At 39.2% G+C, this 23,367-nt stretch carries 23 protein-coding genes; 13 read left to right on the forward strand and 10 right to left on the reverse strand.

All coding sequences use genetic code 11. The features are described 5' to 3' along the window. Positions 1-60 precede the first annotated feature (60 nt). The 5 genes from QMA08_RS15365 to QMA08_RS15385 form a co-directional block, all read right to left on the reverse strand. On the reverse strand, positions 61-1,902 hold the full coding sequence (locus QMA08_RS15365) for a methyl-accepting chemotaxis protein (RefSeq protein WP_290174858.1): 1,842 nt from the start codon (positions 1,900-1,902) through the stop codon (positions 61-63). 180 nt (positions 1,903-2,082) lie between these two features. Further along, a complete protein-coding gene (gene hemL / locus QMA08_RS15370; RefSeq protein ID WP_024596268.1) occupies positions 2,083-3,363 on the reverse strand; it encodes a glutamate-1-semialdehyde 2,1-aminomutase in 1,281 nt (426 codons plus the stop codon). Positions 3,364-3,396: 33 nt separating this feature from the next. Further along, on the reverse strand, positions 3,397-4,413 hold the full coding sequence (locus tag QMA08_RS15375) for an aspartate carbamoyltransferase (protein ID WP_002958914.1): 1,017 nt from the start codon (positions 4,411-4,413) through the stop codon (positions 3,397-3,399). 114 nt (positions 4,414-4,527) lie between these two features. After that, on the reverse strand, positions 4,528-4,962 hold the full coding sequence (locus QMA08_RS15380) for a CopD family protein (RefSeq protein ID WP_002958913.1): 435 nt from the start codon (positions 4,960-4,962) through the stop codon (positions 4,528-4,530). A gap of 15 nt (positions 4,963-4,977) precedes the next feature. Beyond that, entirely contained in the window at positions 4,978-6,660 is a 1,683-nt protein-coding gene (locus QMA08_RS15385) for a chloride channel protein (protein WP_290174861.1), read from the reverse strand. 321 nt (positions 6,661-6,981) lie between these two features. Here QMA08_RS15385 and erpA point away from each other — a divergent pair, with 321 nt between their 5' ends. Further along, complete coding sequence (erpA, locus tag QMA08_RS15390) at positions 6,982-7,320, forward strand: iron-sulfur cluster insertion protein ErpA (protein ID WP_002958911.1); 339 nt, start codon at positions 6,982-6,984, stop codon at positions 7,318-7,320. A gap of 49 nt (positions 7,321-7,369) precedes the next feature. Here erpA and QMA08_RS15395 read toward each other — a convergent pair whose 3' ends face one another. Continuing rightward, the gene (locus QMA08_RS15395) at positions 7,370-7,558 is read right to left on the reverse strand and encodes a hypothetical protein (RefSeq protein WP_024596569.1); all 189 of its coding nucleotides are present in this window, start codon (positions 7,556-7,558) and stop codon (positions 7,370-7,372) included. Positions 7,559-8,004: 446 nt separating this feature from the next. On the opposite strand from QMA08_RS15395, the gene QMA08_RS15400 reads away from it, so the two are divergent. Then, positions 8,005-8,244, forward strand: coding sequence for a helix-turn-helix transcriptional regulator (locus tag QMA08_RS15400; protein ID WP_002958908.1), 240 nt, complete (start codon positions 8,005-8,007; stop codon positions 8,242-8,244). Between the two features lie 70 nt (positions 8,245-8,314). Here the strand turns inward: QMA08_RS15400 and QMA08_RS15405 are convergent, their stop codons facing one another. From QMA08_RS15405 to QMA08_RS15420, 4 genes are read right to left on the reverse strand one after another with little or no spacing between them, the layout of a single operon-like run. Further along, a complete protein-coding gene (locus QMA08_RS15405) occupies positions 8,315-9,694 on the reverse strand; it encodes an MFS transporter (RefSeq protein WP_002958907.1) in 1,380 nt (459 codons plus the stop codon). Positions 9,695-9,743: 49 nt separating this feature from the next. Beyond that, positions 9,744-10,364 (reverse strand): peptidylprolyl isomerase, encoded by a 621-nt coding sequence (locus QMA08_RS15410; protein WP_290174863.1) that lies wholly within the window; start codon positions 10,362-10,364, stop codon positions 9,744-9,746. Positions 10,365-10,366: 2 nt separating this feature from the next. Then, the gene (locus QMA08_RS15415; RefSeq protein WP_002958905.1) at positions 10,367-10,927 is read right to left on the reverse strand and encodes a YajG family lipoprotein; all 561 of its coding nucleotides are present in this window, start codon (positions 10,925-10,927) and stop codon (positions 10,367-10,369) included. Next, positions 10,928-12,070, reverse strand: a complete 1,143-nt coding sequence (locus QMA08_RS15420) for a methyltransferase (RefSeq protein WP_290174865.1) — start codon at positions 12,068-12,070, stop codon at positions 10,928-10,930. A gap of 42 nt (positions 12,071-12,112) precedes the next feature. On the opposite strand from QMA08_RS15420, the gene QMA08_RS15425 reads away from it, so the two are divergent. The 11 genes from QMA08_RS15425 to nqrM all read left to right on the forward strand — a co-directional run bounded on the left by QMA08_RS15425 (position 12,113) and on the right by nqrM (position 22,330). After that, a complete protein-coding gene (locus QMA08_RS15425; protein WP_039486798.1) occupies positions 12,113-12,724 on the forward strand; it encodes an alpha-ketoglutarate-dependent dioxygenase AlkB in 612 nt (203 codons plus the stop codon). Between the two features lie 61 nt (positions 12,725-12,785). Further along, positions 12,786-13,097 carry a BolA/IbaG family iron-sulfur metabolism protein gene (locus QMA08_RS15430; RefSeq protein WP_024596564.1) on the forward strand — a complete coding sequence of 104 codons (312 nt, stop codon included), beginning with the start codon at positions 12,786-12,788 and terminating at the stop codon, positions 13,095-13,097. Between the two features lie 113 nt (positions 13,098-13,210). Then, on the forward strand, positions 13,211-14,404 hold the full coding sequence (gene fabV / locus QMA08_RS15435) for an enoyl-ACP reductase FabV (protein WP_138489515.1): 1,194 nt from the start codon (positions 13,211-13,213) through the stop codon (positions 14,402-14,404). A 676-nt stretch (positions 14,405-15,080) separates the two neighbouring features. Further along, complete coding sequence (locus QMA08_RS15440; RefSeq protein WP_024596562.1) at positions 15,081-16,424, forward strand: Na(+)-translocating NADH-quinone reductase subunit A; 1,344 nt, start codon at positions 15,081-15,083, stop codon at positions 16,422-16,424. 4 nt (positions 16,425-16,428) lie between these two features. Next, positions 16,429-17,631 (forward strand): NADH:ubiquinone reductase (Na(+)-transporting) subunit B, encoded by a 1,203-nt coding sequence (locus QMA08_RS15445; RefSeq protein ID WP_002958899.1) that lies wholly within the window; start codon positions 16,429-16,431, stop codon positions 17,629-17,631. Beyond that, positions 17,624-18,376 carry a Na(+)-translocating NADH-quinone reductase subunit C gene (locus QMA08_RS15450; protein ID WP_002958898.1) on the forward strand — a complete coding sequence of 251 codons (753 nt, stop codon included), beginning with the start codon at positions 17,624-17,626 and terminating at the stop codon, positions 18,374-18,376. The genes QMA08_RS15445 and QMA08_RS15450 overlap by 8 nt, the downstream gene beginning before the upstream one ends. Beyond that, positions 18,376-19,008, forward strand: coding sequence for an NADH:ubiquinone reductase (Na(+)-transporting) subunit D (locus QMA08_RS15455; RefSeq protein WP_002958897.1), 633 nt, complete (start codon positions 18,376-18,378; stop codon positions 19,006-19,008). The genes QMA08_RS15450 and QMA08_RS15455 overlap by 1 nt, the downstream gene beginning before the upstream one ends. Positions 19,009-19,018: 10 nt before the next feature. Then, the gene (nqrE, locus tag QMA08_RS15460; protein WP_002958896.1) at positions 19,019-19,627 is read left to right on the forward strand and encodes an NADH:ubiquinone reductase (Na(+)-transporting) subunit E; all 609 of its coding nucleotides are present in this window, start codon (positions 19,019-19,021) and stop codon (positions 19,625-19,627) included. 18 nt (positions 19,628-19,645) lie between these two features. Then, on the forward strand, positions 19,646-20,875 hold the full coding sequence (nqrF, locus tag QMA08_RS15465) for an NADH:ubiquinone reductase (Na(+)-transporting) subunit F (RefSeq protein WP_002958895.1): 1,230 nt from the start codon (positions 19,646-19,648) through the stop codon (positions 20,873-20,875). Positions 20,876-20,984: 109 nt separating this feature from the next. Continuing rightward, positions 20,985-22,016, forward strand: coding sequence for an FAD:protein FMN transferase (locus tag QMA08_RS15470; protein ID WP_290174869.1), 1,032 nt, complete (start codon positions 20,985-20,987; stop codon positions 22,014-22,016). Positions 22,017-22,117: 101 nt separating this feature from the next. After that, positions 22,118-22,330: a (Na+)-NQR maturation NqrM gene (gene nqrM, locus QMA08_RS15475; protein ID WP_007376137.1), complete on the forward strand. Its 213-nt coding sequence runs from the start codon at positions 22,118-22,120 to the stop codon at positions 22,328-22,330. Positions 22,331-23,367: the final 1,037 nt, after the last annotated feature.

Below are 23,367 nucleotides of genomic sequence, written 5' to 3' on the forward strand. Positions count from 1 at the left end.
CCTTGTTATCGACACGACTTTCTTCCCTCAAAATAGATCACTTAATTAAGCGAATTGGTATTAAGATTTAAAAAACTGCATTGATTTGGTTAAATCATTAGATAAGCGACTTAATTGCTGTGCATCTTGTAGCGTTGATTGAGCCGATGTTAGCGTTTGATCTGCTAAATTACTCACTTCTTGCGAATCATTTAATGCTTGTGTTGTTGCATTTGATTGCTGTTTAACACGCTCTGCAATTACTTCACCTTGATGTTTAATATCGCCCATACTTTGCTCTGCACTTTGCAATACTTCATTGGTTTGATTGGCTGCTTTTACTGATTGCTCCATTTTTTCAACACTTGAGCGCATTTTTTGCTGGGTGTCGTCAGATGCTTGTTGTAAAGAGCTAATAATTTGATGTATTTCTTGGGTTTGTGTTTGTGTACGCTGAGCAAGTGTTCTTACCTCATCAGCTACAACGGCAAATCCACGGCCATGCTCGCCGGCTCGCGCGGCTTCAATAGCGGCATTAAGTGCAAGCAAGTTTGTTTGATCGGCTATTTCACTGATCCCTTTACTTACTTTGCTAATTTCTTGGCTATCTTGTGCTAGCTTATCGAGCGCTTGTTGGCTCTCTGCAAATTCAATTTGAAGGTCTTGCATATATTTAGCAAGCTCCATTGTATTGTCTGAACCTTGTTTCACATGAGCTGCAGCATCTTGCGCGGTAAGCGTAGCTTGATGCGCAGACTCTTCAACTGCAAGTGCGTTTTGAGCCATATCGCTTAGTGCATTATAAATGGCATTGACTCGAATTTGCTGTTTTGAAACATCATTGCTTGTTTGGCTGCTCGCATGTGATAGCGATTTAGTTGCATCGCATAGCTCTTCTGTACTTGCTTTAACATCAAATAATAAATGTGAAAATGCGTTAAGTAATGCGTTGTAGCGCGATGCAATAATTCCCATTTCATCATTAGTGCTCGAATCGATAGTTGCATTTAAGTCGCCATTCGCGGCTCTATTCGCGGCATCAGCAAAGCGATTAATGGTATCAACAACTGCAAAATAAAAACCAATCATTAAATAAAATGCAAATAGCAAACTAATCAATGAGGCAGCTAAAACAAGATTTCGTGTCCACTGTTGAGTTTGTAGTTTTGCCTCAATAAGGCTCTCAAGTGTTGGAATGCTCTTACTAACAAGTTGATTAATACTACTGTGAACGTTGTTTGTTAGCTTAGTGAACTCTGCTTGAGTTAATAGAATATCGTCTGGCTCAAGTAGTTTTTCATCTATCGCTTTTTTAAATGCACCCACAGCACTGTGTAAATTAGTTAAAGGAGGCATGAGCGCTTTGTTTACTGCTTTATCTGCACTGGTGGCTACATTGAGTATTTTATCGAGTTGTTTTTCGTATAAAGGAAGTGACTTACTAAAATTTGAAAGTGCTATAAACGTATCGGGCGTAAAACGGTTACTAGCTAAAACAGTATTAGCGCTTTGCGCTGTTGAGTTTATTTGCATTATAAGTGCAGGAATTGGCGTGACTAAAGAGCGGTTTACATAAGCACTAGCTAACTGGCTATCTAATGCTAAGTTAGACTGAATAGAAACAAGTTCAAGTACTTCATTGGCTTGATCATCTTTTATGTCAAAGCCGAGTGAGCGAGCTATTTTTATATTTTGATTCGTATCTCCCTGCATTTGATTTGAAAGTATAGCTCTGTAGCCTTTTAAGCCTTGCTGCTGCATTTTTGAAACAGCAATACTTTCACTTAATAACGAGACTAAAAAAAACAAACTAAGTGCTAGAGGAACGAGTAAAATTCCAAACATTAAGCTGATTTTAGTTTTGTATTTTAAGTTTGCCATTAGCTGGATAGCGGGAAAAGAAAATTGGCGTAATCCTGACATAAGGCTCTCTTGTATTTTTTGTAATTAGGGTAAAGGTGAATAGACCTTGTTATGCTTAATTATCATTCATTTATAGTACATTACAAATAAAAAAAGCCCTTTCGGGCTTTTTTCAATCTTTAGTCTTAATTACATACTTAAAAACAAGTGGTTACAAATGTATAAATAGTAATTTTTAGCTTAAAGTTTAGCAAACGAGCGTTCCGCCGCCGCTATTGTGTCTTTTACTTCTTGCTCAGTATGTGCAGCACATACAAAACCAGCCTCAAATGCAGATGGGGCAAGGTAAACGCCTTCTTCAAGCATAAGGTGGAAAAAACGTTTGAAGCGCTCTAGGTCACACTCAGTTGCTTGCTTATATGTTGTTACTTTTTCAGCATCAGTAAAAAAGAATCCATACATGCCGCCAGCATAGTTAGTTGTTAGCGCAACACCGGCTTTTTTAGCACCAGCTTCAAAGCCTTCACAAATTGCTTTTGAAATAGCTTCTAACTTATCGTGAAGGCCAGGCTCACTTAATAGCTCAAGTGATTTTAAACCTGCAGCCATTGCAATAGGGTTACCAGAAAGAGTACCTGCTTGGTAAACTGGTCCTACAGGCGCAATGTAATCCATTATTTCAGTTTTACCACCAAACGCGCCAACTGGCATGCCGCCGCCAATTACTTTACCTAAACACGTAAGATCTGGTTTAATGTTGTAATAAGCTTGTGCACCGCCAAGTGCAACACGAAAGCCTGTCATTACTTCATCAAAAATAAGTACTGATTTATATTCGTCACATACATCACGCAAACCTTCTAAAAATCCAGGCACTGGTGGAATACAGTTCATGTTACCGGCTACTGGCTCTACAATAATACAGGCAATTTCGTCTGCGTATTTTGCAAAAATAGCTTTTACTTCATCTAGATTATTAAACGAAACTGTAAGTGTATGCTTAGCAAAGTCTTCAGGAATACCTGGAGAATTAGGCACACCCATTGTTAGTGCACCAGAGCCTGCCTTAACTAATAACGAGTCAGCGTGACCGTGGTAACAACCTTCAAATTTTAATATTTTATCGCGACCGGTAAAGCCACGTGCTAAACGAATTGCACTCATTGTCGCTTCAGTGCCTGAGCTAACCATGCGTACTTTTTCGATTGATGGAACTAGCTCTTTTACTTTTTCAGCCATTAATATTTCGGCTTCAGTTGGTGCGCCATAGCTAAGGCCATTTTCTACAGCTTCGTGTACGGCTTGTTTAATTGCAGGGTGGTTATGGCCCATGATCATAGGCCCCCAAGAGCCAACATAATCAATGTAACGATTACCGTCGGCATCAAATGTAAACGCGCCTTCTGCTTTTGTAATGAATAGTGGCGTACCGCCTACACCATTAAAAGCACGAACTGGTGAATTTACGCCACCAGGAATAGAAGCTTGGGCGCGTTCAAATAAGTCTTGGCTAATTGTCATGAAAAATCCTATAAATTGTCACTTAAAAGGGGGTTAGCTGTCGCGTTTGCGGCTAAACCAAGGTACGTCTACTTCATACTTATCGACTTTGTTTTCTACGCCGAGTGTTAAAGCAAACAGTGCCATACGAATTAATACGCCATTTTGTACCTGGCGAAATATTGCTAAATTGTCGTTACTGTTTAAGTCGTTATCAAGCTCGTTGGCTTCTAAGCGACTATCACGTGGAAGAGGATGCATTAATACTGAGTTAGGCTTACAGTGGGCGCTGTAAATAGATTGGCTAATCCTAAAGCCGCCACGGTATTTATTTGCTTCTTCTTGCGAAGGAAAACGCTCTTCTTGAATACGTGTTTGGTAAACAATATCGGCTGCTAAATTACCTTCCATCTTATTTACTAGCTCAATTTTATGGCCAGCATTTTCTACTGCATCTAAAATGCTTGTTGGCATTTGTAAGCCGTCAGGCGCGACCATCGAAAACTTTACGTTTTTATAATGGCACAATAGTTTAGATAAAGAATGCACTGTGCGGCCATACTTTAAATCGCCCACAAGCGCTATATGCATACCATCTATATTTTGACCAAAACGATGTAATTCGCGCTCAATGGTTAATAAGTCAAGTAATGCTTGAGTAGGGTGCTCATTTGGGCCGTCGCCGCCATTAATAACGGGTACAGTACAGCCGTCAGCAAATTCACTTACTGAGCCTGCGTCAGGATGGCGCATAGCAACAGCGTCAGCATAGGCTGAAATAACGCGGGCGGTATCGTAAAGAGACTCACCTTTAGCAAGGGCTGAACTTTGCATACCTGTAGTTTCACGTACGCCACCGCCAAGTAAGTTAAAGGCGGTGCCAAAGCTAACTCGTGTACGAGTGCTTGGTTCAAAAAACAAATTAGCTAAAATAGCGCCTTCTAGCACCGTTGTTTGCTTTTGCTTTTTAGCATAAGGCTCCATTTTTTTTGCTACTGCAAAAATACGTTCAATGCAGTCTCTGTCTAGCTGATTTACAGACAGTATATGCTCACCTTGGAAACTTAACATGGGGTTATTCCTAATCAATCAAATGGGCGCGATAATCCATAAATGGAGCACGCAATCGCGCGTGTTAAAGCAAGTATTGTAAATTGCAGCGAAGTTTAACATGCGCCGCAAAGCTTATAAATTAGGTTTTATTACCGCAAGCGCCACTATGATGAGCAACGCAATAACTGGGAGCTCATTAAAAATACGGTAAAAGCGGTCTGTCTTAGTGTTGCGGTCATGTTTAAAGTCATTTAATAACTTAAAACAGTAGCCGTGGTATATATATAATATGATCACAAGCACTAGTTTATAGTGCAACCACATACTGTATCTAAACCAATCACGACCATATTCAACAATGGTTAATACACCAAATACAGCGGTTAATACAGCAAATGGGGTAACGAAATAAAGTAGTCTGCGCTCCATAACTTTTAACATAGAGTTGCATGATCTTTCCTCGCTCATAGCGTGATATACAAATAATCGAGGCAAGTAAAAAATACCGGCAAACCACGCAATCATAAAAAATATGTGGAGTGTTTTATAAATCAATAATGCGCTCATAATAGTCCTTATTGTTTAAAGTAAGCTGTTACGAATGGTTAAAATATGATGAATTTGATCCCAGCGTAATAGCCCCATAATTTGTTGATTATCTAAAAGGTTATAAACGTAAAGCGCGCCACTTCTTTTATCTTTTAGGATATCGAAAGCATCGGCTAGGGTGGCCTGACTACTGATGCCCTGCAAGCTAATATAATTTATATTTATTGTTTCATTAGACATTAGCGTTAAATCGTATTCAGCGAGACGATAGCCATTTTCTTCGTCAAAAACAATTAACGGAGTTTGGCTATCCATGGCATCTAATGTGCTTTTTATTTGCACTTTGTCGTCTGAATAAAGCAATTTAAAGTCTTCATCCATATCATCCATTATCCCCACTTTTTGTAATGCTTCAGTAGCGGGAGATACATGGTACGGTAATCCTTGAAAATCTAATTGCTGCAAAAATATGGAGCGATTTCCAAAAAACTGTAATGCTGTTACATAAGCCGTGGTGATCACAAGCATAGCTGGAACAATTATTTCAGGTGACGATGTAAGCTCCATGACCGTTGTTAAAGCAGCTAGTGGCGCATGCAATGTGGCGGCCATTAATCCGGCCATACCTAACACGCCATAAGTACCCGCTATATCAGTGCCCGGGCTAATATATTGAGCAAAAAAGGCCATTAATGTACCAATTAATACGCCAAGTCCAATTACCGGACCAATTAAACCGCCCGGAATACCCAAACCGATAGCAAACAATGTAGCAAGTAGTTTAGCGATTAAAATAGTTGTGAGTAACTTTACGTCATCAGGAGATTCAACCGCGATAGTTATTGCGCTCATACCAGAGCCCATAGCATGAGGCACTGCGTAAGCTATTAAGCTGGCAATGCACCCTGCAATTAATAAACGAGGGAACATACTTAAAGGTTTAAATGTTTTAATAATTAGCATTAAGTTTTGATTAAAGCTAAATGCAATAGCACCCAGCGCCATGCCGCATAATATTAAATAAGGGTAATGCCAACCACTCAATGGCGCTATGGTAATGAGTGCAAGCTCTGAGCCTTCACCAAAAACAAACTGTGTTGCCAGTGCGCCAGTAACAGCGGCAAGCATGATAGGTACAAATATATGTACTTTATATTCACGAAGTACCACTTCCATTACAAAAATAACGGCTGCGAGTGGAGTATTAAACGACGCGGCTATACCTGCCGCTACTCCACAACCACTTAGAGTACGCATGGCATTATGCGGTAAATGCAGCTTATCTGCCAAAATACTTGCCCCAGTTGCGCCCATATGCACGGAAGGCCCTTCTCGGCCAACTGAAAAACCGCTAATGAGAGCAAGTGCGCCACCAACAAATTGATTAACCGTATTGTATAAAGGCATTTGCCCGTAGTGACGTTTAATTCTGTGTATAACGAAGGGGATACCCAAGCGGTAATGTTTAAACCCAGTAAAGGCAGCAAACGTGGCTATTAGTAATGCAGCAACTAAAGGCATTAGTACACGTTCAAGTGTTGGTAGGGTAGTAAAGTCGTCAGGTGTTTCTAAAAATAAGCTTTGGAAAAACAGAATGGTTAAGCGAAATAAAATAATAAAAAATGCAGCAATTAATCCGGCAACTACGCCTAATAAGCATAATTGTACAGATGTTTTAGGTTTTGCCAGCCGACGCCTGAGTTGCTCAAGCCACATGCATAATTCCTCGCTGTATTTTTCATCAGCATTTTAGCAAAAGAGTTTAGCTAAGTCCTTGTGATTTTGAAATTTTCGTAACTTATATTAACAATTTGCAATGAAGATTAAGACCTATTGCCTATAACTAAAATATTTAATGAGTTTATAGCGTATAAAGGTCGCTTTTAGTTTGCTTAAGTATTATTTTAGCTAGTTAATGTTTGGCCACTTTTTTACTAATTTATAGATATAACTTAGAGGAAAGAGTTGTTTTACTATACTTGATTAAAACACTCGGGTATTAGATAATCACGCCATTGCGATATTGAGGGTTTTAAAATGTCTGAAGAATTACCAATTAAGTTCAGCGATGCAGCTGCTGTTCGTGTTAAACAGTTAATCGACGAAGAAGAAAACCCAGACTTAAAACTGCGTGTTTATGTAACAGGCGGTGGTTGTTCTGGTTTTCAATATGGTTTTACTTTTGATGAAAAAGCGAATCCTGGCGATTTAGAAATTGTAAAAAATGGTGTAACACTCGTTATTGATCCAATGAGTATTCAATATTTGGTTGATGGTGAGGTTGATTACACTGAAGGATTAGAAGGCGCACGCTTTTTTGTATCTAATCCAAATGCAACAACAACTTGTGGTTGTGGTGCAAGCTTTAGCGTTTAACAGCCAAACGCTAAATAGAATAAAGCCGCTTTTGCGGCTTTTTTAATGCCTACAAATCAGTTGGTGCGTATTCGGTAATTTGCATTATCAATACAAAAAAGCCGAGCACAAAGGCTGAAAACGCTAAAATATACATAAAGCCTTTTTTACCTTGTTTAATTGGTACGCCGTTGTGGCGCAAAAAAAAGTACCAACCTAAACACAACACGATAGGTAATAAAAAAAGAAGTCTGAACATTACTTGGCCTTTTTAGTGCAAATTATTGCTTAATAATAAACGTGTAACATTAAAAAGGAACAAATATGTTATAAATATTTTTAAGCTGTTTTATGAAGGTAATATTATTTTTTTAATATTTTCTGATAACTTAGGTTAAATATTCAGTGTTTATAAATGTTCGTTCAGGTTGATTTTGTACCGAGTATGTAATTAATTATTTAACCAAAGTGTTAATAGTATATAATGTATCCAAGAATGAGACGGGCAAAATTTCATTCTCAATAAAAACAAATCTTTACCATATTATTAGCGTAGTTTTTAGCTGTGTTGGTGGAGTGAGTAGCAACACATGCTTTATTAAGCAATAGCTTGCTATTGAAAGTATGACTGCTTACCTGCCTACGGCTATTGATAGAAACTACTGCTTTAATGGGTACGTCAAATCATCTAGTAGGAGATGTAAAATGATGGGCAAAACAGTTTCTTCTGAAGAAAATGCAAAGCTAACAAAGTGGCTTAAAACTAAGCGCCATGAAAAGGGTCATACAATGCGAAGCCTAGCACAAGTGCTTGGAACGCCTCATTCATTTATCGGCAAGATTGAAAATCAAGAACGCCGTTTAGATGTCATTGAGTTTGTTCGCTATTGTACAGCTCTAGAAGTTGATCCACATGAAGCACTTAGCTTGCTAAAAGTAGATTAACTCAATAATTGCTTAGTACACTTTAAGGGGCACTTGATAGTGCTAAGCAATATGTTAATGCAGGGATGCATTAAATATTTTTGTGGTAATTCTTCTCAAGCTCATACAACTTATGCCTAATCAGATATAAAAATATCAACGAAGGTAAAACCATTAAGGCTGTTAAAATAAAGAACAGCGACCAATTTCCCATTAACCAATCATCAATTACTACACCACTGTAGCTTGAAAGCAATGTTCGTCCTAAATTCCCTAATGACGCCAATAATGCATAGTGCGTTGCACTAAATGCTCTATCGCATAACATCGATATAAAGGCCACCATAGCGACCAACGACCACGCTTGCGTAAAGCCATCAATAACAATAGCAAAGGCATACAGCCTTAGGTCAGGGCCAACTAAAGCAATCCACGAGAAGGCTAAGTTTGAAGCAGCCATTGCAATACCACTTACAAATAAACCCTTAACAATGCCATATTTTTGATTAAATAAACTGCCAACAAAGGTAAATATGATTGTAAGTACCGCTGTACCTACCTTCGAAAATGTAGCTATATCGCTATTACTAAAACCAATTTCTTTATAAAAAACAATCGACATGCGCCCTAAAAAAGCTTCGCCTATTTTAAATAAGAAAATAAACGCAAGTAATGCTAGTGCTGTTTTAACGCCATTTTTAGTAAAAAAAGCTCTAAAGGGATCAATAACGGTTACCGCAAGCCACGCAACAGTTTTTGTTAAAGGAGTTTGTTTTGTAGAGGACAGTTTTTCAAGGTACACACGCTCAAGCTCGGCATGTACTGCTTCGCGGTTAGTTTCGGGCTCTTTTGCAAAAAGTGCTCCACTCATTAACAGCAGCATTACGGCAGCTAAAAAGTAATAAATTTGTGGCCAGTCGAGCGAGGGGATATCGGCCATGTAAAATGGAATGGCGCCTAAAAGTGCATAACCTGTCCACCAACCCGAAGTTGCCATGGCTGCTGCAGCGGTTGCTTTGTGTGATTCGCTTTCGCTTAGGGTGTCTATTCTAAAGGCATCAATAGCAATGTCTTGAGTAGCCGAAGCAATGGCGATTAATAAACAAATCGCAGCAACAATTGCCAAATTAGCTTTTAAATCAAGCCCTGCTAATAGCAAGGTGCCAATAAAAATAAAACTTTGGCAAAATAGTATCCAACTGCGACGTTGGCCTAGCCATTTATATAAAATAGGAAGTTTTGTACGGTCAATGAGTGGTGACCACAAAAAGTTTATGCTGTATGCGCCAAATACAATGCCAAATAGGCCTATCATACTGCGACTTAGCCCTTCATCTTTTAGCCAAGCAGACATAACAGAGCCAATTAAAACCCACGGAAAACCGCTACTCATACCAAATATGAAAATGTGGATTAAGCGTTTGTCTTTAAAGTAAGAAAAATATTCGCTAATAGAGAGAGATTTGCTCATAGGGCCTTCATTGGCTTTGATGCAGAGCAGCTAAGCTGCTCTTAAAAAATTATAGTTGGACTTGTTCAAGCACTTTAATGTTTAAGATGACAACAGGTTTTTTAGGTACGAAATCGTAGCCAATTTTTTCATTAAAACCGGTTTCAACAGTCATAATTTTATCAAGCGTGTCGTAACCATCCATTACGCTACCAAATACAGCAAAGCCCCAATCTTTCCCTGGATTTAAGTGATCGTTATTATCCATATTAAAAAAGAATTGGCGAGTTCCTGAGTGCGGTTGTCTATCTTGATAGGCCATAGCAATGCTATACATATCGTTTTTTAAACCGTTACCGCTTTCATTAAAAATAGGGTCATTTTCATGTAGACCATCATAGTCTTTATCGTAACCGCCACCTTGAATAACAAAGTCGCGATCATTTTCTACATCGCGCTCAATGCGATGAAAAACGCTGCCTTGATAACTTTTGTCTGACACGTAAGTTAAAAAATTATTGACTGTGATGGGCGCTTTAGAACGATCTAGTTCAACCACGATGCTACCCATTGACGTTACAATTTCTACGCGTGGAAAAATGTTGTCCTTTTGCACAAAGCGGCCTTCTTGGGCTGCTAAGCTACTTACACTAAAAAATAGGCCTAAGCAGATTAAAAAAAGTCGTTTCATAGTTAACCTTCTAAAAATTCTATTAATTCAGGGTCAGATACAATGCGGGTAATAACTTGCTCAGTCAACTTATTGAGCTGACCTTCTATTTTTGCTCGCTCATGACTAAATGGGCCTTCTAAATTAGCACTGCCTCTATACACTTTACTAAAGTTACTTGAGGCGCGAATAACACGCACGCCAAGTTCTATGTGGGCTTCGCTGGTATGGCTCACTAGCTTTTCGGTTACAACAGCTTGCAATGCATGAATATCTACTTCAAAGCGAACCGTTGCTAAATTAGAAATACTGGCTCCATTGCGGCTTAGGGCGCTGTCTAACACACTTTTAATAGAGCTGGTAATACCTTGGCTTGCAAAGGTTTTAGTTTTGTCTGACTCAATAAGTTTAAGTGTTGATGTATCGCCACGTAAATCAATTACACTAGTACTTAAGCTACTATTTATAGTGCTTATTTGACCATTTTTATAAACAGGGTTAAGTATTACTTGGCTAGGCTGATTCGCGCAGCCACCAAGTATCAGTAATACACAACACCCAATTATAATGTTTGTTATTTTCATTTATAGCATTCCACTATTTTTTGTTGCACTTAAAACGACAAACTTTTTGTTTGAACCTAACAACTTACAGTTGCCGAACATACGGTTTAATTTATCATGATAATCTAAATGACGATTACCAATAATACGCAGCTCACCGCCTTCTTTTAAAGTATCTTTTGCTTGTTTAAACATTTGCCAAGCAATATGGTCGGTAACGGCCTGAGCTTGGTGAAATGGAGGGTTACAAAGCACCATATCTACACTGTCTCTTTCAAAGCCTGTTAAACAGTCGTTTTCGATGAACTCGCAGTTATCAAATTTATCGCCTAGGTTAATTTCTACATTTAACCGAGCCGACTCTACTGCCATGTAAGACTCATCAACAAAGGTAACTGATGCATTAGGGCAACGAGCAAGCGTCATTAATCCAACAACTCCGTTACCACAGCCTAAATCAATAATGCTTTTAGCTTTTGGTGTTTCTGGTAAGTAGTTAAAAAAGAAGCGTGCACCAATATCTAACGAATCACGCGAAAACACATTTGCATGGTTTGTTATATTAAACTCAGTACCTTCAAGCTCCCACGTTACAGGGAAATCTGCTGCTTTATATCCGCCTTTAGCTGTACTTAATATAAGACGGGATTTTTTAACTGCTAGGCTCGTTTTTGTTTCACCAATAAATTGCTCAAATGATTTTATTGTTGAGTTGTGAATTTCTTTTGTTTTACCTGCGGCAATTACAGGCGTACCAGGTGCAAGGACTTCACTGAGTTCACTTAACTGAAACTGTAAAAAACCTACATTACGAGGGATTTTAATAAGTACTAAATCAACATCCTGCGGTAATGCAGACAAACTATCTAATTGTGTAAAATCTGCTGTAGGCAGTTTGTTTTCTTGTAAGTTATAAGCCGCAGCTTGGTGGCTAATATAAGAATCGTTAACTGAACAAACCGTTAACTTATTAAAATAACAAGCAAGTGCACCAAAGCTATCGTTTAAAATAAGCAATGAGCGACAATCAGGGTGATGTTCGTTAACATAATTGATAAGGTACTCATCTGCCGAATCCCACGCTTGTAAGCTGCGGTTTTTTTGATCCAAAGGAAAGCGTTCAAGAATAAAGGTTTTATCGCCTAGCTGGGCTTGCGTCGTCATAATGGTTCGTTGATCAGTAATCTAATGTAGGTAAATTCTAACATGCAACGGCAAAACGCCAACCCCCAACAGTTACCAAATGGCTTTTCTTATCAAAGTAGGGCACTTAGTGCACAAAAAAGTCTCGATCTATTTTATTATTTGCAAAAAAACCTACGTTGGCAGCAACCCGATGTAACTGTTTATGGTAAAACGGGGCCTATTCCACGGCTACAATGCTTCATGAGCGATTTAAATATTGAATACGGCTATTCAAGTAGTAAGCAAATAGTAGAGCCATGGGATGAATTGTTACTTAATATGAGAAGGCGTTTAGAGGCGCACTTAAATCAGCCTCTAAACTCATTACTCGTTAATTATTACCGAGATGGTAATGATACGATGGGCTGGCACAGTGATGATGAAATAGAGCTTGGTGATAAACCAACAATTGTGTGTGTCTCTCTAGGAGCTGATCGGATTCTAAAGTTAAAGCACAAGGCGAGCAATAAAGTAACCGACTTAAAATTACAAAGTGGCAGCTGTTTAATAATGAATGGACATAGCCAGCGAGATTATCAACATGCAATACCTAAGCAAACAACGCTTGCACATCCCCGAATAAGTTTAACTTACCGATTTATTAAGCACATTAAACAAAAGCAATTTAGTTAGCCAAGCGCTGCGTTAAATTGTTATAGTAAGTGTATAAATTAGCTAATTAAAACGGTCTTTTATGTCAATGCAGCAACAGATCCAAGAAAAAATAAGCAACGCTATTGCGTGTAAACATTTAAACGTAATTAACGAAAGCCATATGCACAGTGCGGGCACTGAATCACACTTTAAAGTAATAGTGGTTAGCGAAGGTTTTACAGGTAAACGTTTATTGCAGCGCCATCGTGAAATTAATGAAATTCTAAAAGATGAATTAGCAAATCATATTCATGCACTTGCAATTCATACATATACACCCGATGAGTATACAGAGCAGGGCGGTGAGGCACCTGATTCACCTAATTGTATGGGCGGCTCTAAATTAGCTTAAATAATTAATAGCGATTTGATTGTTACACTTGTGGTTAACTGATCAGATCAGTGTTTTTAGTATTAGCCTTTAAACTAGCGCTAATTTTTATTGTAAAAGATATAGGATGATCAATGGTCATTAAGCCTAAAATTCGTGGATTTATCTGCACAAACGCACATCCAGCTGGTTGTGCAGAGCATGTTCAAGAACAAATTAACTATGTAAAACAACAAGGCGCATTAAAAAATGCACCAAAAAATGTATTAGTTATTGGCGCATCAACAGGCTACGGCTTGGCTTCGCGCATTACAGCTGCGTTTGGTGGTGGTGCTAAAACATTAGGTATTTTCTTTGAAAAAGAAGGTACAGATCGCAAAACAGGTTCTGCTGGTTGGTACAATACCGCTGCTTTTCAAGATGCAGCAGACGAAGCAGGCCTTTGGTCTAAAAATATTAATGGCGATGCGTTTTCTAACGAAATTAAACAAAAAGCAATCGACACTATTAAAGCAGATTTGGGCAAAGTAGATTGTATTATTTACAGCTTAGCGTCTCCTCGTCGTACAGACCCAAATACGGGCGAAGTGTACTCATCTACGCTTAAGCCAATTGGAAATGCCGTTACTACTAAAAACTTAAATACATCAAAGCGTGAAATTGATGAAATTACTGTTGAAGCTGCAAACCAAGACGATATCGACAACACCATTAAAGTAATGGGCGGTGAAGATTGGGAAATGTGGATTGACGCATTAAAAGAAGCGGATGTATTAGCCGATAACTTTAAAACGACTGCGTACACTTATATTGGTAAAGAGCTAACATGGCCAATATACGGACACGCTACTATTGGTAAGGCTAAAGAAGATCTAGACCGTGCAACCGCTGCTATTAAAGAATCAACAAAAGATTTAAATGGTGAGGCATATGTTTCATCACTTAATGCTGTGGTAACGCAAGCAAGTTCTGCTATTCCTATTATGCCGCTATATATCTCTGCTTTATTTAAAGTTATGAAAGCAGATGGCACATACGAAGGCACTATTGAGCAAATTCACGCTTTATTTAGTGAAAACTTGTATGGTGAATCACCTCGCTTTGACGACGGTGGACATTTATTCCAAAACTACAAAGAGCTAGAAGACGACGTGCAAGCTCGCGTGCAAGCTGTTTGGGATAAAGTAGATACAAGCAGCATTGATGAGTTAACAGATTATGTTGGTTACCATAATGAGTTTTTACGCTTATTTGGTTTTGGTATAGATAGTGTTGACTACGATCAAGATGTAGATTCAGTTAAGCCAATTGCCAATATGATTGACTAACAGAACTTAGGGCCTGTTTATCTTTCGAGGTTAAATTTGCAGCAGTCTGTTTGGTATTTAGGCAAGGCAGAGCCTATGTAGTGTGGTTATTCCCCATAAATGGGCGATAACGTGGAATAAATGCCAAACATGCGCTGCCCAAAGGGTTCTGCCTAGGGGCTATTTACTCTTTGTTGCCTACATGGATGTAGGTAAGGGGCGTGAGCAGGACGCGGAAGCTTTGCTCGGTTTTTACTTAGCCCACTAGGTTACAAACCTCACGCCGCGATTAAATAGTCCCTAGATTGAACAAATTTTAATCATGAAAGGTCAGCAGGCCCTAGTTATAAAAAGCCGCTATCGCGGCTTTTTTTGTATTATGCGATTTGTTGAATTTACGATGAAATCAGGAATGATAATTGCTTAGGCTACCACTTTGGTCTAGCTTGATTTTTATTTAATTCACTTAACAAAACTAAATAAGTGTTTCTGTCGTATAATTTTCATAAATACACTCGCATAGTCATCTAAAATGATGTTAAAATCTCGACAATATGTGATGAGTTTTACTACGTTGCTTGTTTGATATCTCTAGCAAGCTGCTCTTTTGTACCTTGATATAACTTGGAATAACTCAAATGGCGACGTGGTTGATACGATTTTTCAGTTTCTTTCCTTTAATGTAATGCAAGTGCGTATGATCAACATAAAAAAAGGTCTGGATTTACCCTTAGAGGGCGCGCCACAGCAAGTTATACATGACGGTTCTGCTGTCAAACGTGTAGCTGTGCTTGGCGAAGAGTTTATCGGTATGCGTCCAACCATGCATGTTCGTGTGGATGACCAAGTCAAAAAAGGCCAGGTACTTTTTGAAGATAAAAAGAACCCAGGCGTCCTATTTACTGCTCCAGCTTCTGGTACAGTAAAAGAAATAAATCGTGGTGCTAAACGTGTGCTGCAATCTGTTGTTATTGAAGTAGCAGGCAGTGAGCAAATCACCTTTGACTCTTTCAAAGCAGACGAGCTTCCGAGCTTAGAGCGCGAAAAAGCCAAAGAAGTACTTATCCAGTCTGGTCAATGGACAGCACTTCGTGTTCGCCCATTCAGCAAAGTAGCGGCTGTGGATGCAAATCCTAGTTCTATTTTTGTGACCGCAATCGACACAAACCCATTAGCTGCAGATCCTGCAGTAATTATTGCAGAAAATGCGCAAGCATTTGAAGCGGGTCTTGCAGTTGTTTCGCGTTTGACCGATGGCAAAGTATTTGTGTGTAAAAAAGCAGGCAGCCAAGTTCCTAGCTCATCTATAGCTCAAGTAGAAGTACATGAGTTTGGTGGTGTGCATCCGGCTGGCCTCGTTGGCACTCATATCCATCATCTTGATGCAGTTTCTGTTAGCAAACAAGTTTGGCATATTGGTTACCAAGACGTTATTGCGTATGGTCACTTATTCCTTACTGGTGAAATTTACACAAATCGTGTTATTTCGCTTGCAGGTCCTCGCGTTAAAAACCCACGTTTAGTGAAAACACAATTAGGTGCTTCATTGGATGATTTAGTGGCTGGTGAGTTAGAAGACGGAGATAACCGCGTTATTTCTGGTTCTGTTCTATCGGGTTCTATTTCAAACGGTGTTCATGCATTCTTAGGTCGTTACCACGTTCAAGTATCTGTTTTACTTGAAGGTCGCGAAAAAGAATTGTTTGGCTGGATTGCACCAGGTAGTGATAAATTCTCTGTAACGCGTACATTCCTTTCTCACCTTGCACCAAGTCGTTTATTTAAAATGACAACGTCAACAGGTGGTTCAAAACGTGCCATGGTACCAATTGGTAGCTACGAGCGCGTAATGCCGTTAGATATTTTGCCTACTTTATTATTACGTGACTTAATTGCACGTGATTTAGACAGTGCAATTTCATTGGGCGCGCTTGAACTTGATGAAGAAGATTTAGCGTTATGTACCTTCGTTTGTCCAGGCAAATACGAGTATGGTTCTATCCTACGCGATTGCTTAACTACGATCGAGAAGGAAGGCTAGAGAGATGGGTTTAAAAAAATATCTAGAAGATATCGAGCCGAATTTTGAAGCCGGTGGTAAATATGAAAAGTTTTATGCACTGTATGAAGCAGCTGCAACTATTTTTTATACACCAGGCTACGTAAATAAAGGCGCGACACACGTACGCGATAACATCGACCTAAAACGTATGATGATTTTAGTGTGGATGGCGACGTTCCCAGCTATGTTTTTTGGTATGTTCAATATCGGTCATCAGGCTGCTGGTGCTTTAGCACAAGGTTTTGAACTAGCAAACACGTGGCAAGTTGGTTTGTTCCAGTTATTCGGTGGCGAGTTAACCGCTGACGCAGGCTGGGGCGCTAAGATGTTCTATGGAGCATGTTTCTTCTTACCTATCTACGCTGTAACATTTGCAGTAGGTGGTTTCTGGGAAGTTATATTTGCTTCAGTGCGTAAGCATGAAATTAACGAAGGTTTCTTCGTTACTTCTGTATTATTTGCACTTATTTTGCCAGCAACTATTCCTTTATGGCAAGTTGCGTTAGGTATTACGTTTGGTGTAGTAATCGCTAAAGAAATCTTTGGTGGTACTGGCCGTAACTTCTTAAACCCTGCTTTAGCCGGTCGTGCATTTTTATTCTTTGCATACCCAGCTCAAATCTCAGGTGACACAGTATGGACAGCAGTAGATTCTTTCTCTGGTGCAACTATGCTAGGCCAAGCATTTGCTGGCACACTTGACTTTGCAAACATGGAATTATGGTGGAATGCGTTTTATGGTTTCATTCAAGGTTCTGTAGGTGAAACATCTACACTTGCATTATTAGTAGGTGGTTTGTTCTTAATTTACGTTCGTATCGCTTCTTGGCGCATCGTACTAGGTGTATTCCTAGGTATGGTAGCAACTGCATTTTTATTAAATGCTGTTGGCTCAGAAACTAACCCTGTATTTGCAATGCCTTGGTATTGGCATTTTGTACTTGGTGGCTTTGCGTTTGGTATGTTCTTTATGGCTACTGACCCTGTATCAGCTGCATTTACTGACAAAGGTAAATTAGCATATGGTCTATTAATTGGCTTTATGGTGGTTATGATACGTGTTGTGAATCCTGCTTTCCCAGAAGGCATGATGCTAGCAATCTTATTTGCTAACTTGTTCGCTCCACTGTTCGATCACTTTGTAGTGCAGGCTAATATTAAGCGGAGGTTGGCACGTAATGTCTAGTAATAACGAATCAATCGGCAAAACGTTATCAGTTGTTGTAGCACTATGTTTAGTGTGTGCAATCATTGTATCGTTTGCTTCTGTACAGCTTCGTCCTTTACAGCAAGCTAATAAAAACAAAGATATTCAAAGCAATATCTTAGCTGCTGCGGGCATCGACAAAGTTGAAAATGTTCTTGAAACATTTGATGCAAAAATCGAAGCGCGCGTTGTAAACATGACTACAGGTGAGTTTGTAGATACAGACCCAACAATCTTTGACTTTGAAAAAAGCAAATATGATGCAGCGCTAAGTGTTTCTCTTCAAGAGAAAGGCGTTAAAGATATTGCTGGTATTCAACGTGTGACTAAAGAGTCACCGGTGTATATCTCTAAAAAAGAAGATGGCTCAGTTGATGCAATCATTCTTCCTATCCAAGGCTACGGCTTATGGGGCTTAATGTACGGTTTTATCTCGCTTGAAAGCGATGGTGAAACAGTTAAGGGCATTATCTTTTACAAGCATAATGAAACCCCAGGTCTTGGTGGCGAAATCCAAAATCCACAGTGGACTGCTACATGGGAAGGTAAAGAACTTCCAATTCAAATTGTGAAAGGTACTGCGGGCAATGATGAGCATAAGATCGATGGTCTTTCAGGTGCTACATTAACGTCTAACGGTGTTGATCATGCAGTTGACTTTTGGACTGGCGAAAATGGCTTTGGCCCTTTCCTTGCGAAAGTACGTAAAGGAGCATTGAAATAATGGCTGATACTAAAGAAATGAAGGCGGTCCTATTTGGTCCGGTTTTAGCTAACAACCCAATCGCACTACAAGTACTTGGTATTTGTTCTGCGCTAGCGGTAACGTCTAGCTTAAAAAATGCGTTAATTATGTCAATCGCATTGACACTTGTAACTGCGTTTTCGAGCTTCTTTATCTCGCTTATTCGTAACCAGATCCCATCATCTGTACGTATCATCGTACAAATGACAATTATCGCATCATTGGTAATCGTTGTTGACCAAGTATTACAGGCATTTTCTTATGCTACTGCAAAAGAGCTTTCTGTATTCGTTGGTCTAATCATTACTAACTGTATCGTAATGGGTCGTGCTGAAGCATACGCGATGAAGTCGCCACCACTTATGTCATTCCTTGACGGTATTGGTAACGGCTTAGGTTACTCTGTAGTACTACTTACTGTTGGTTTCATTCGTGAGCTATTTGGTAAGGGTTCACTATTCGGTGTTGATATTATCCCATTAGTACAAGATGGCGGTTGGTATCAGCCTATGGGTCTATTGATCTTACCACCGAGTGCATTCTTCATCATTGGTTTATTCATATGGGTACTGCGTACTTATAAGAAAGACCAAGTAGAAGCTAAAGCGTAAGGGGCAAATAGTGGAACATTATATTAGTTTATTTGTAAAAGCCGTTTTTATTGAGAACTTAGCGTTGTCATTCTTCTTAGGCATGTGTACTTTTTTAGCGGTATCTAAAAAAGTAACTACATCAATTGGCCTAGGCATAGCGGTTATAGTTGTATTGGGTATTTCTGTACCTGTAAACAACTTGGTTTATCATGCGGTACTTGCACCTGGTTCACTAACTTGGTTAGGTTACCCAGATGCAGATCTTAGCTTTTTACGTTTCTTAACTTTCATTGGTGTTATTGCAGCACTTGTGCAAATTCTTGAAATGGCATTAGATAAGTTTTTCCCTGCACTATACAACGCGTTAGGTATCTTCTTACCACTTATCACAGTTAACTGTGCAATATTTGGTGCGGTATCATTCATGGTTGAGCGTAACTATAACTTCGGCGAGTCTGTTGTTTATGGTATTGGCGCTGGTGTTGGTTGGGCACTTGCAATTACATTACTTGCAGGTATCCGTGAGAAACTGAAATACTCAGACGTACCTGACGGCTTACGTGGTTTAGGTATTACCTTCATCACTGTTGGTTTAATGGGACTTGGCTTTATGTCATTCTCTGGTATTTCACTGTAAAGGTAGCGAGGATAAATCATGGATTATCAGATTTTCTTAGGCGTTGGTGTTTTTATCGCTATCGTTGTACTACTGGTTTTAGTCATCATTGGTGCTAAATCTCAGTTAGTTGCAAGTGGCGATATTATCATCGGCATTAATGGCGACCCAGATAAAGCCATTAAAACATCAGCAGGTAGTAAGCTTTTAGGCGCACTATCTGAGTCAGGTATATTTGTATCATCTGCTTGTGGTGGCGGTGGCTCTTGTGGTCAGTGTCGTGTACACATTAAAGAAGGTGGTGGTGATATTCTGCCAACTGAGCTTGATCACATATCTAAAGGTGAAGCCCGTGAAGGCTGTCGTTTAGCGTGTCAGGTAAATGTTAAAAATGACATGGAAATTGAACTTGAAGAGTCAATTTTCGGTGTTAAGAAGTGGGATTGTGAAGTTATCTCTAATGATAACAAAGCAACGTTCATCAAAGAACTTAAGCTGCAAATTCCAGATGGCGAGTCAGTGCCGTTTCGTGCGGGTGGTTACATCCAAATCGAAGCTCCACCTCACCATGTTAAATATGCAGATTTCGATGTTCCTGAAGAGTATCGTGGCGACTGGAACCATTTTGGTTTCTTCGATCTGGAGTCAAAAGTAGACGAAGAAACAATTCGTGCTTACTCAATGGCTAACTACCCAGAAGAAGAAGGCATCATTATGCTTAACGTGCGTATTGCTGCTCCACCTCCAAGAAACCTTAGCTTGCCATGTGGTAAAATGTCTTCGTACATTTGGTCACTTAAAGAAGGCGACAAGGTAACTATTTCGGGCCCATTTGGTGAGTTCTTCGCTAAAGACACTGACGCAGAAATGGTATTTGTTGGTGGTGGTGCTGGTATGGCGCCAATGCGTTCTCATATCTTTGACCAACTTAAACGTTTGAACTCTAAACGTAAGATGAGCTTTTGGTATGGTGCACGTTCTGAGCGTGAAATGTTCTACGTAGAAGATTTTGACGGCCTAGCCGCTGAAAATCCTAACTTCGTATGGCATACAGCACTTTCAGATCCACAGCCTGAAGATAACTGGGAAGGCTATACTGGCTTTATCCATAACGTGTTATTTGAGAACTATCTTAAAGATCACGAAGCGCCTGAAGATTGTGAGTACTACATGTGTGGTCCTCCAATGATGAATGCGGCAGTTATTACTATGCTTAAAGATTTAGGTGTTGAAGACGAAAATATCTTACTAGATGACTTCGGTGGCTAACACTAATACCAAAACAGTTTAGTTTTGGTTAAAATACCAGCCTCGTAGCACTTGTGTTACGAGGCTTTTTTTATTCTTTAATTTTATCAATCTATTAAGTAGAGCTGTTATGAATCGAGTAAGTACTTCACAGGGCATAATGGCCTTTTTACTAATTACACTGACTTTATTATTGTCTGGGTGTGGTGAAAAGCCAGAGTTAAAAGAAACCTTTTTAGAAGGTAAGACTATGGGTACCACTTATCATATTAAATATTATGATGAGCAAGCCCAGCTATCGGCTTCACAACTACAGCTGCAAATAGACGCTGTTTTAAAAGATGTGAATCAATCTATGTCTACTTACATAGATGACTCTGAAATAAATACATTTAACAGATTACCTGCAAATCAAGTTATGCAAATTAGCGAAGATTTTAGGGCTGTTATAAGCGAGTCTATTCGCTTGGGTGAATCGACTAAAACACTCGACGTAACAATGGGGCCTTTAATTGATTTATGGGGCTTTGGGCCTGATAAAAAACCAACTAATCGTCCAAGTGATGACGAGCTTGCAAGTATGGTTGAAAAAATAGGCATTGATAAACTTATCTTAAATGAGCAAGGGTTGGCTAAAACAGTTAATGGACTGGAGCTTTCTTTTTCGGCAACAGCTAAGGGCTATGGTATTGATAAAGTTGCCCAGTTATTAGAAAGCCACGACATTACTAATTACATGGTTGAGATTGGTGGTGAGCTGCGTATAGCAGGTGAAAAGCCAAATAATCAGGATTGGAAAATCGCGATTGAGCAACCAGATGCGCAACCTGGAGAGCGTAAGGTACACCGTGTTTTATCGCCAGGTACAAGTGGTATAGCGACATCGGGTGATTACCGTATTTTTTATAAAATGGATGGCGAGATCTATACCCACTTAATTGATCCAGCAACAGGTATGCCTATTAAGCACGACTTAGTGTCGGTAACTGTGCTTCATCCAAGCGCTATGTCGGCAGATGGTTTAGCGACGGCACTTACTGTAATGGGGATGCAAAAAGCGCAAGCTTATGCTGAACAACATGATTTACCGGTTTATTTAATAGGTAAATCAAAAGAGGGTTTAGTTACCTACTCAAGCCCAGCATTTAAGCCTTATTTATAGTATGGTGCTGACTTGTTTATTTCCGTGTTATTTGGGTATATAATAGCAGTCGCTCAAAAATATTTGAGTTTAATTTATTGCTGATCAATAGGGGCTAAGCAATGTCACTTTTTCTTCTTACTTTTGGCTTACTAATTTTGATAGTTTCGGCTATGGCCGTTGGTATGATCGTGCAAAAAAAATCTATGGCAAGCAGCTGTGGTGGTTTAGGTTCGGTTGGTATTGATAAAGCCTGTGATTGCGATGATCCATGTGATAAACGCAAAAACCGTTTAGCAAAAGAGCAAGCCTGGAAAGAAAACCAAATTATTTAAGTCTGTCTTAAATATTAAAAAGCGCTTTATAGCGCTTTTTTTGTGCCTGTAAAACGCCTTCGCATCATAGCTTCCAAAGCAATCCAATCTAAATGTATTAGACAAAGGTATATAGTTTAGTTTTTTTCACCTATTAGGTTTATTTTTCTCGTTTGTCAAATTGGAGCTAACACTCTAAAGTTTAACCATAGACACAGAGCAAGGCTCGAGTCATAAGCTTGAGGCATAAAGTTAGCCTCGCTTAAAAGAATCTTTATATTGTGTGTGAAGATGTTGTCAGTGTGAAAGGCAACTCAAGGTCGGTGGTGACTGGTTTTGAGTTGTTTTTATTCTCTACAATTGCCACGCAGTGTAAACCAAGAATCTTTATATTGTGTGTGAAGATGTTGTCAGTGTGAAAGGCAACTCAAGTTCGGTGGATTCACTTCCATAAAGAACGAGTTTGAGTTGTTTTTATTCCGTACAATTGCCACGTAGTGTAAACCAAAAATCTTTATATTGTGTGTGAAGATGTTGTCAGTGTGAAAGGCAACTCAAGTTCGGTGGTGACTGAATTTGGGTTGTTTTTATTTCCTTTCAATTGCCACGCAGTGTAAACCAAGAATCTTTATATTGTGTGTGAAGATGTTGTCAGTGTGAAAGGCAACTCAAGTTCGGTGGATTCACTTCCATAAAGAACGAGTTTGAGTTGTTTTTATTCCCTACAATTGCCACGTAGTGTAAACCAAAAATCTTTATATTGTGTGTGAAGATGTTGTCAGTGTGAAAGGCAACTCAAGTTCGGTGGTGACTGAGTTTGAGTTGTTTTTATTTCCTTACAATTGCCACGCAGTGTAAACCAAGAATCTTTATATTGTGTGTGAAGATGTTGTCAGTGTGAAAGGCAACTCAAGTTCGGTGGATTCACTTCCATAAAGAACGAGTTTGAGTTGTTTTTATTCCCTACAATTGCCACGTAGTGTAAACCAAAAATCTTTATATTGTGTGTGAAGATGTTGTCAGTGTGAAAGGCAACTCAAGTNCGGTGGTGACTGAGT

Source organism: Pseudoalteromonas sp. APC 3355, assembly GCF_030407615.1.
Taxonomy (GTDB): Bacteria; Pseudomonadota; Gammaproteobacteria; order Enterobacterales; family Alteromonadaceae; genus Pseudoalteromonas; species Pseudoalteromonas distincta.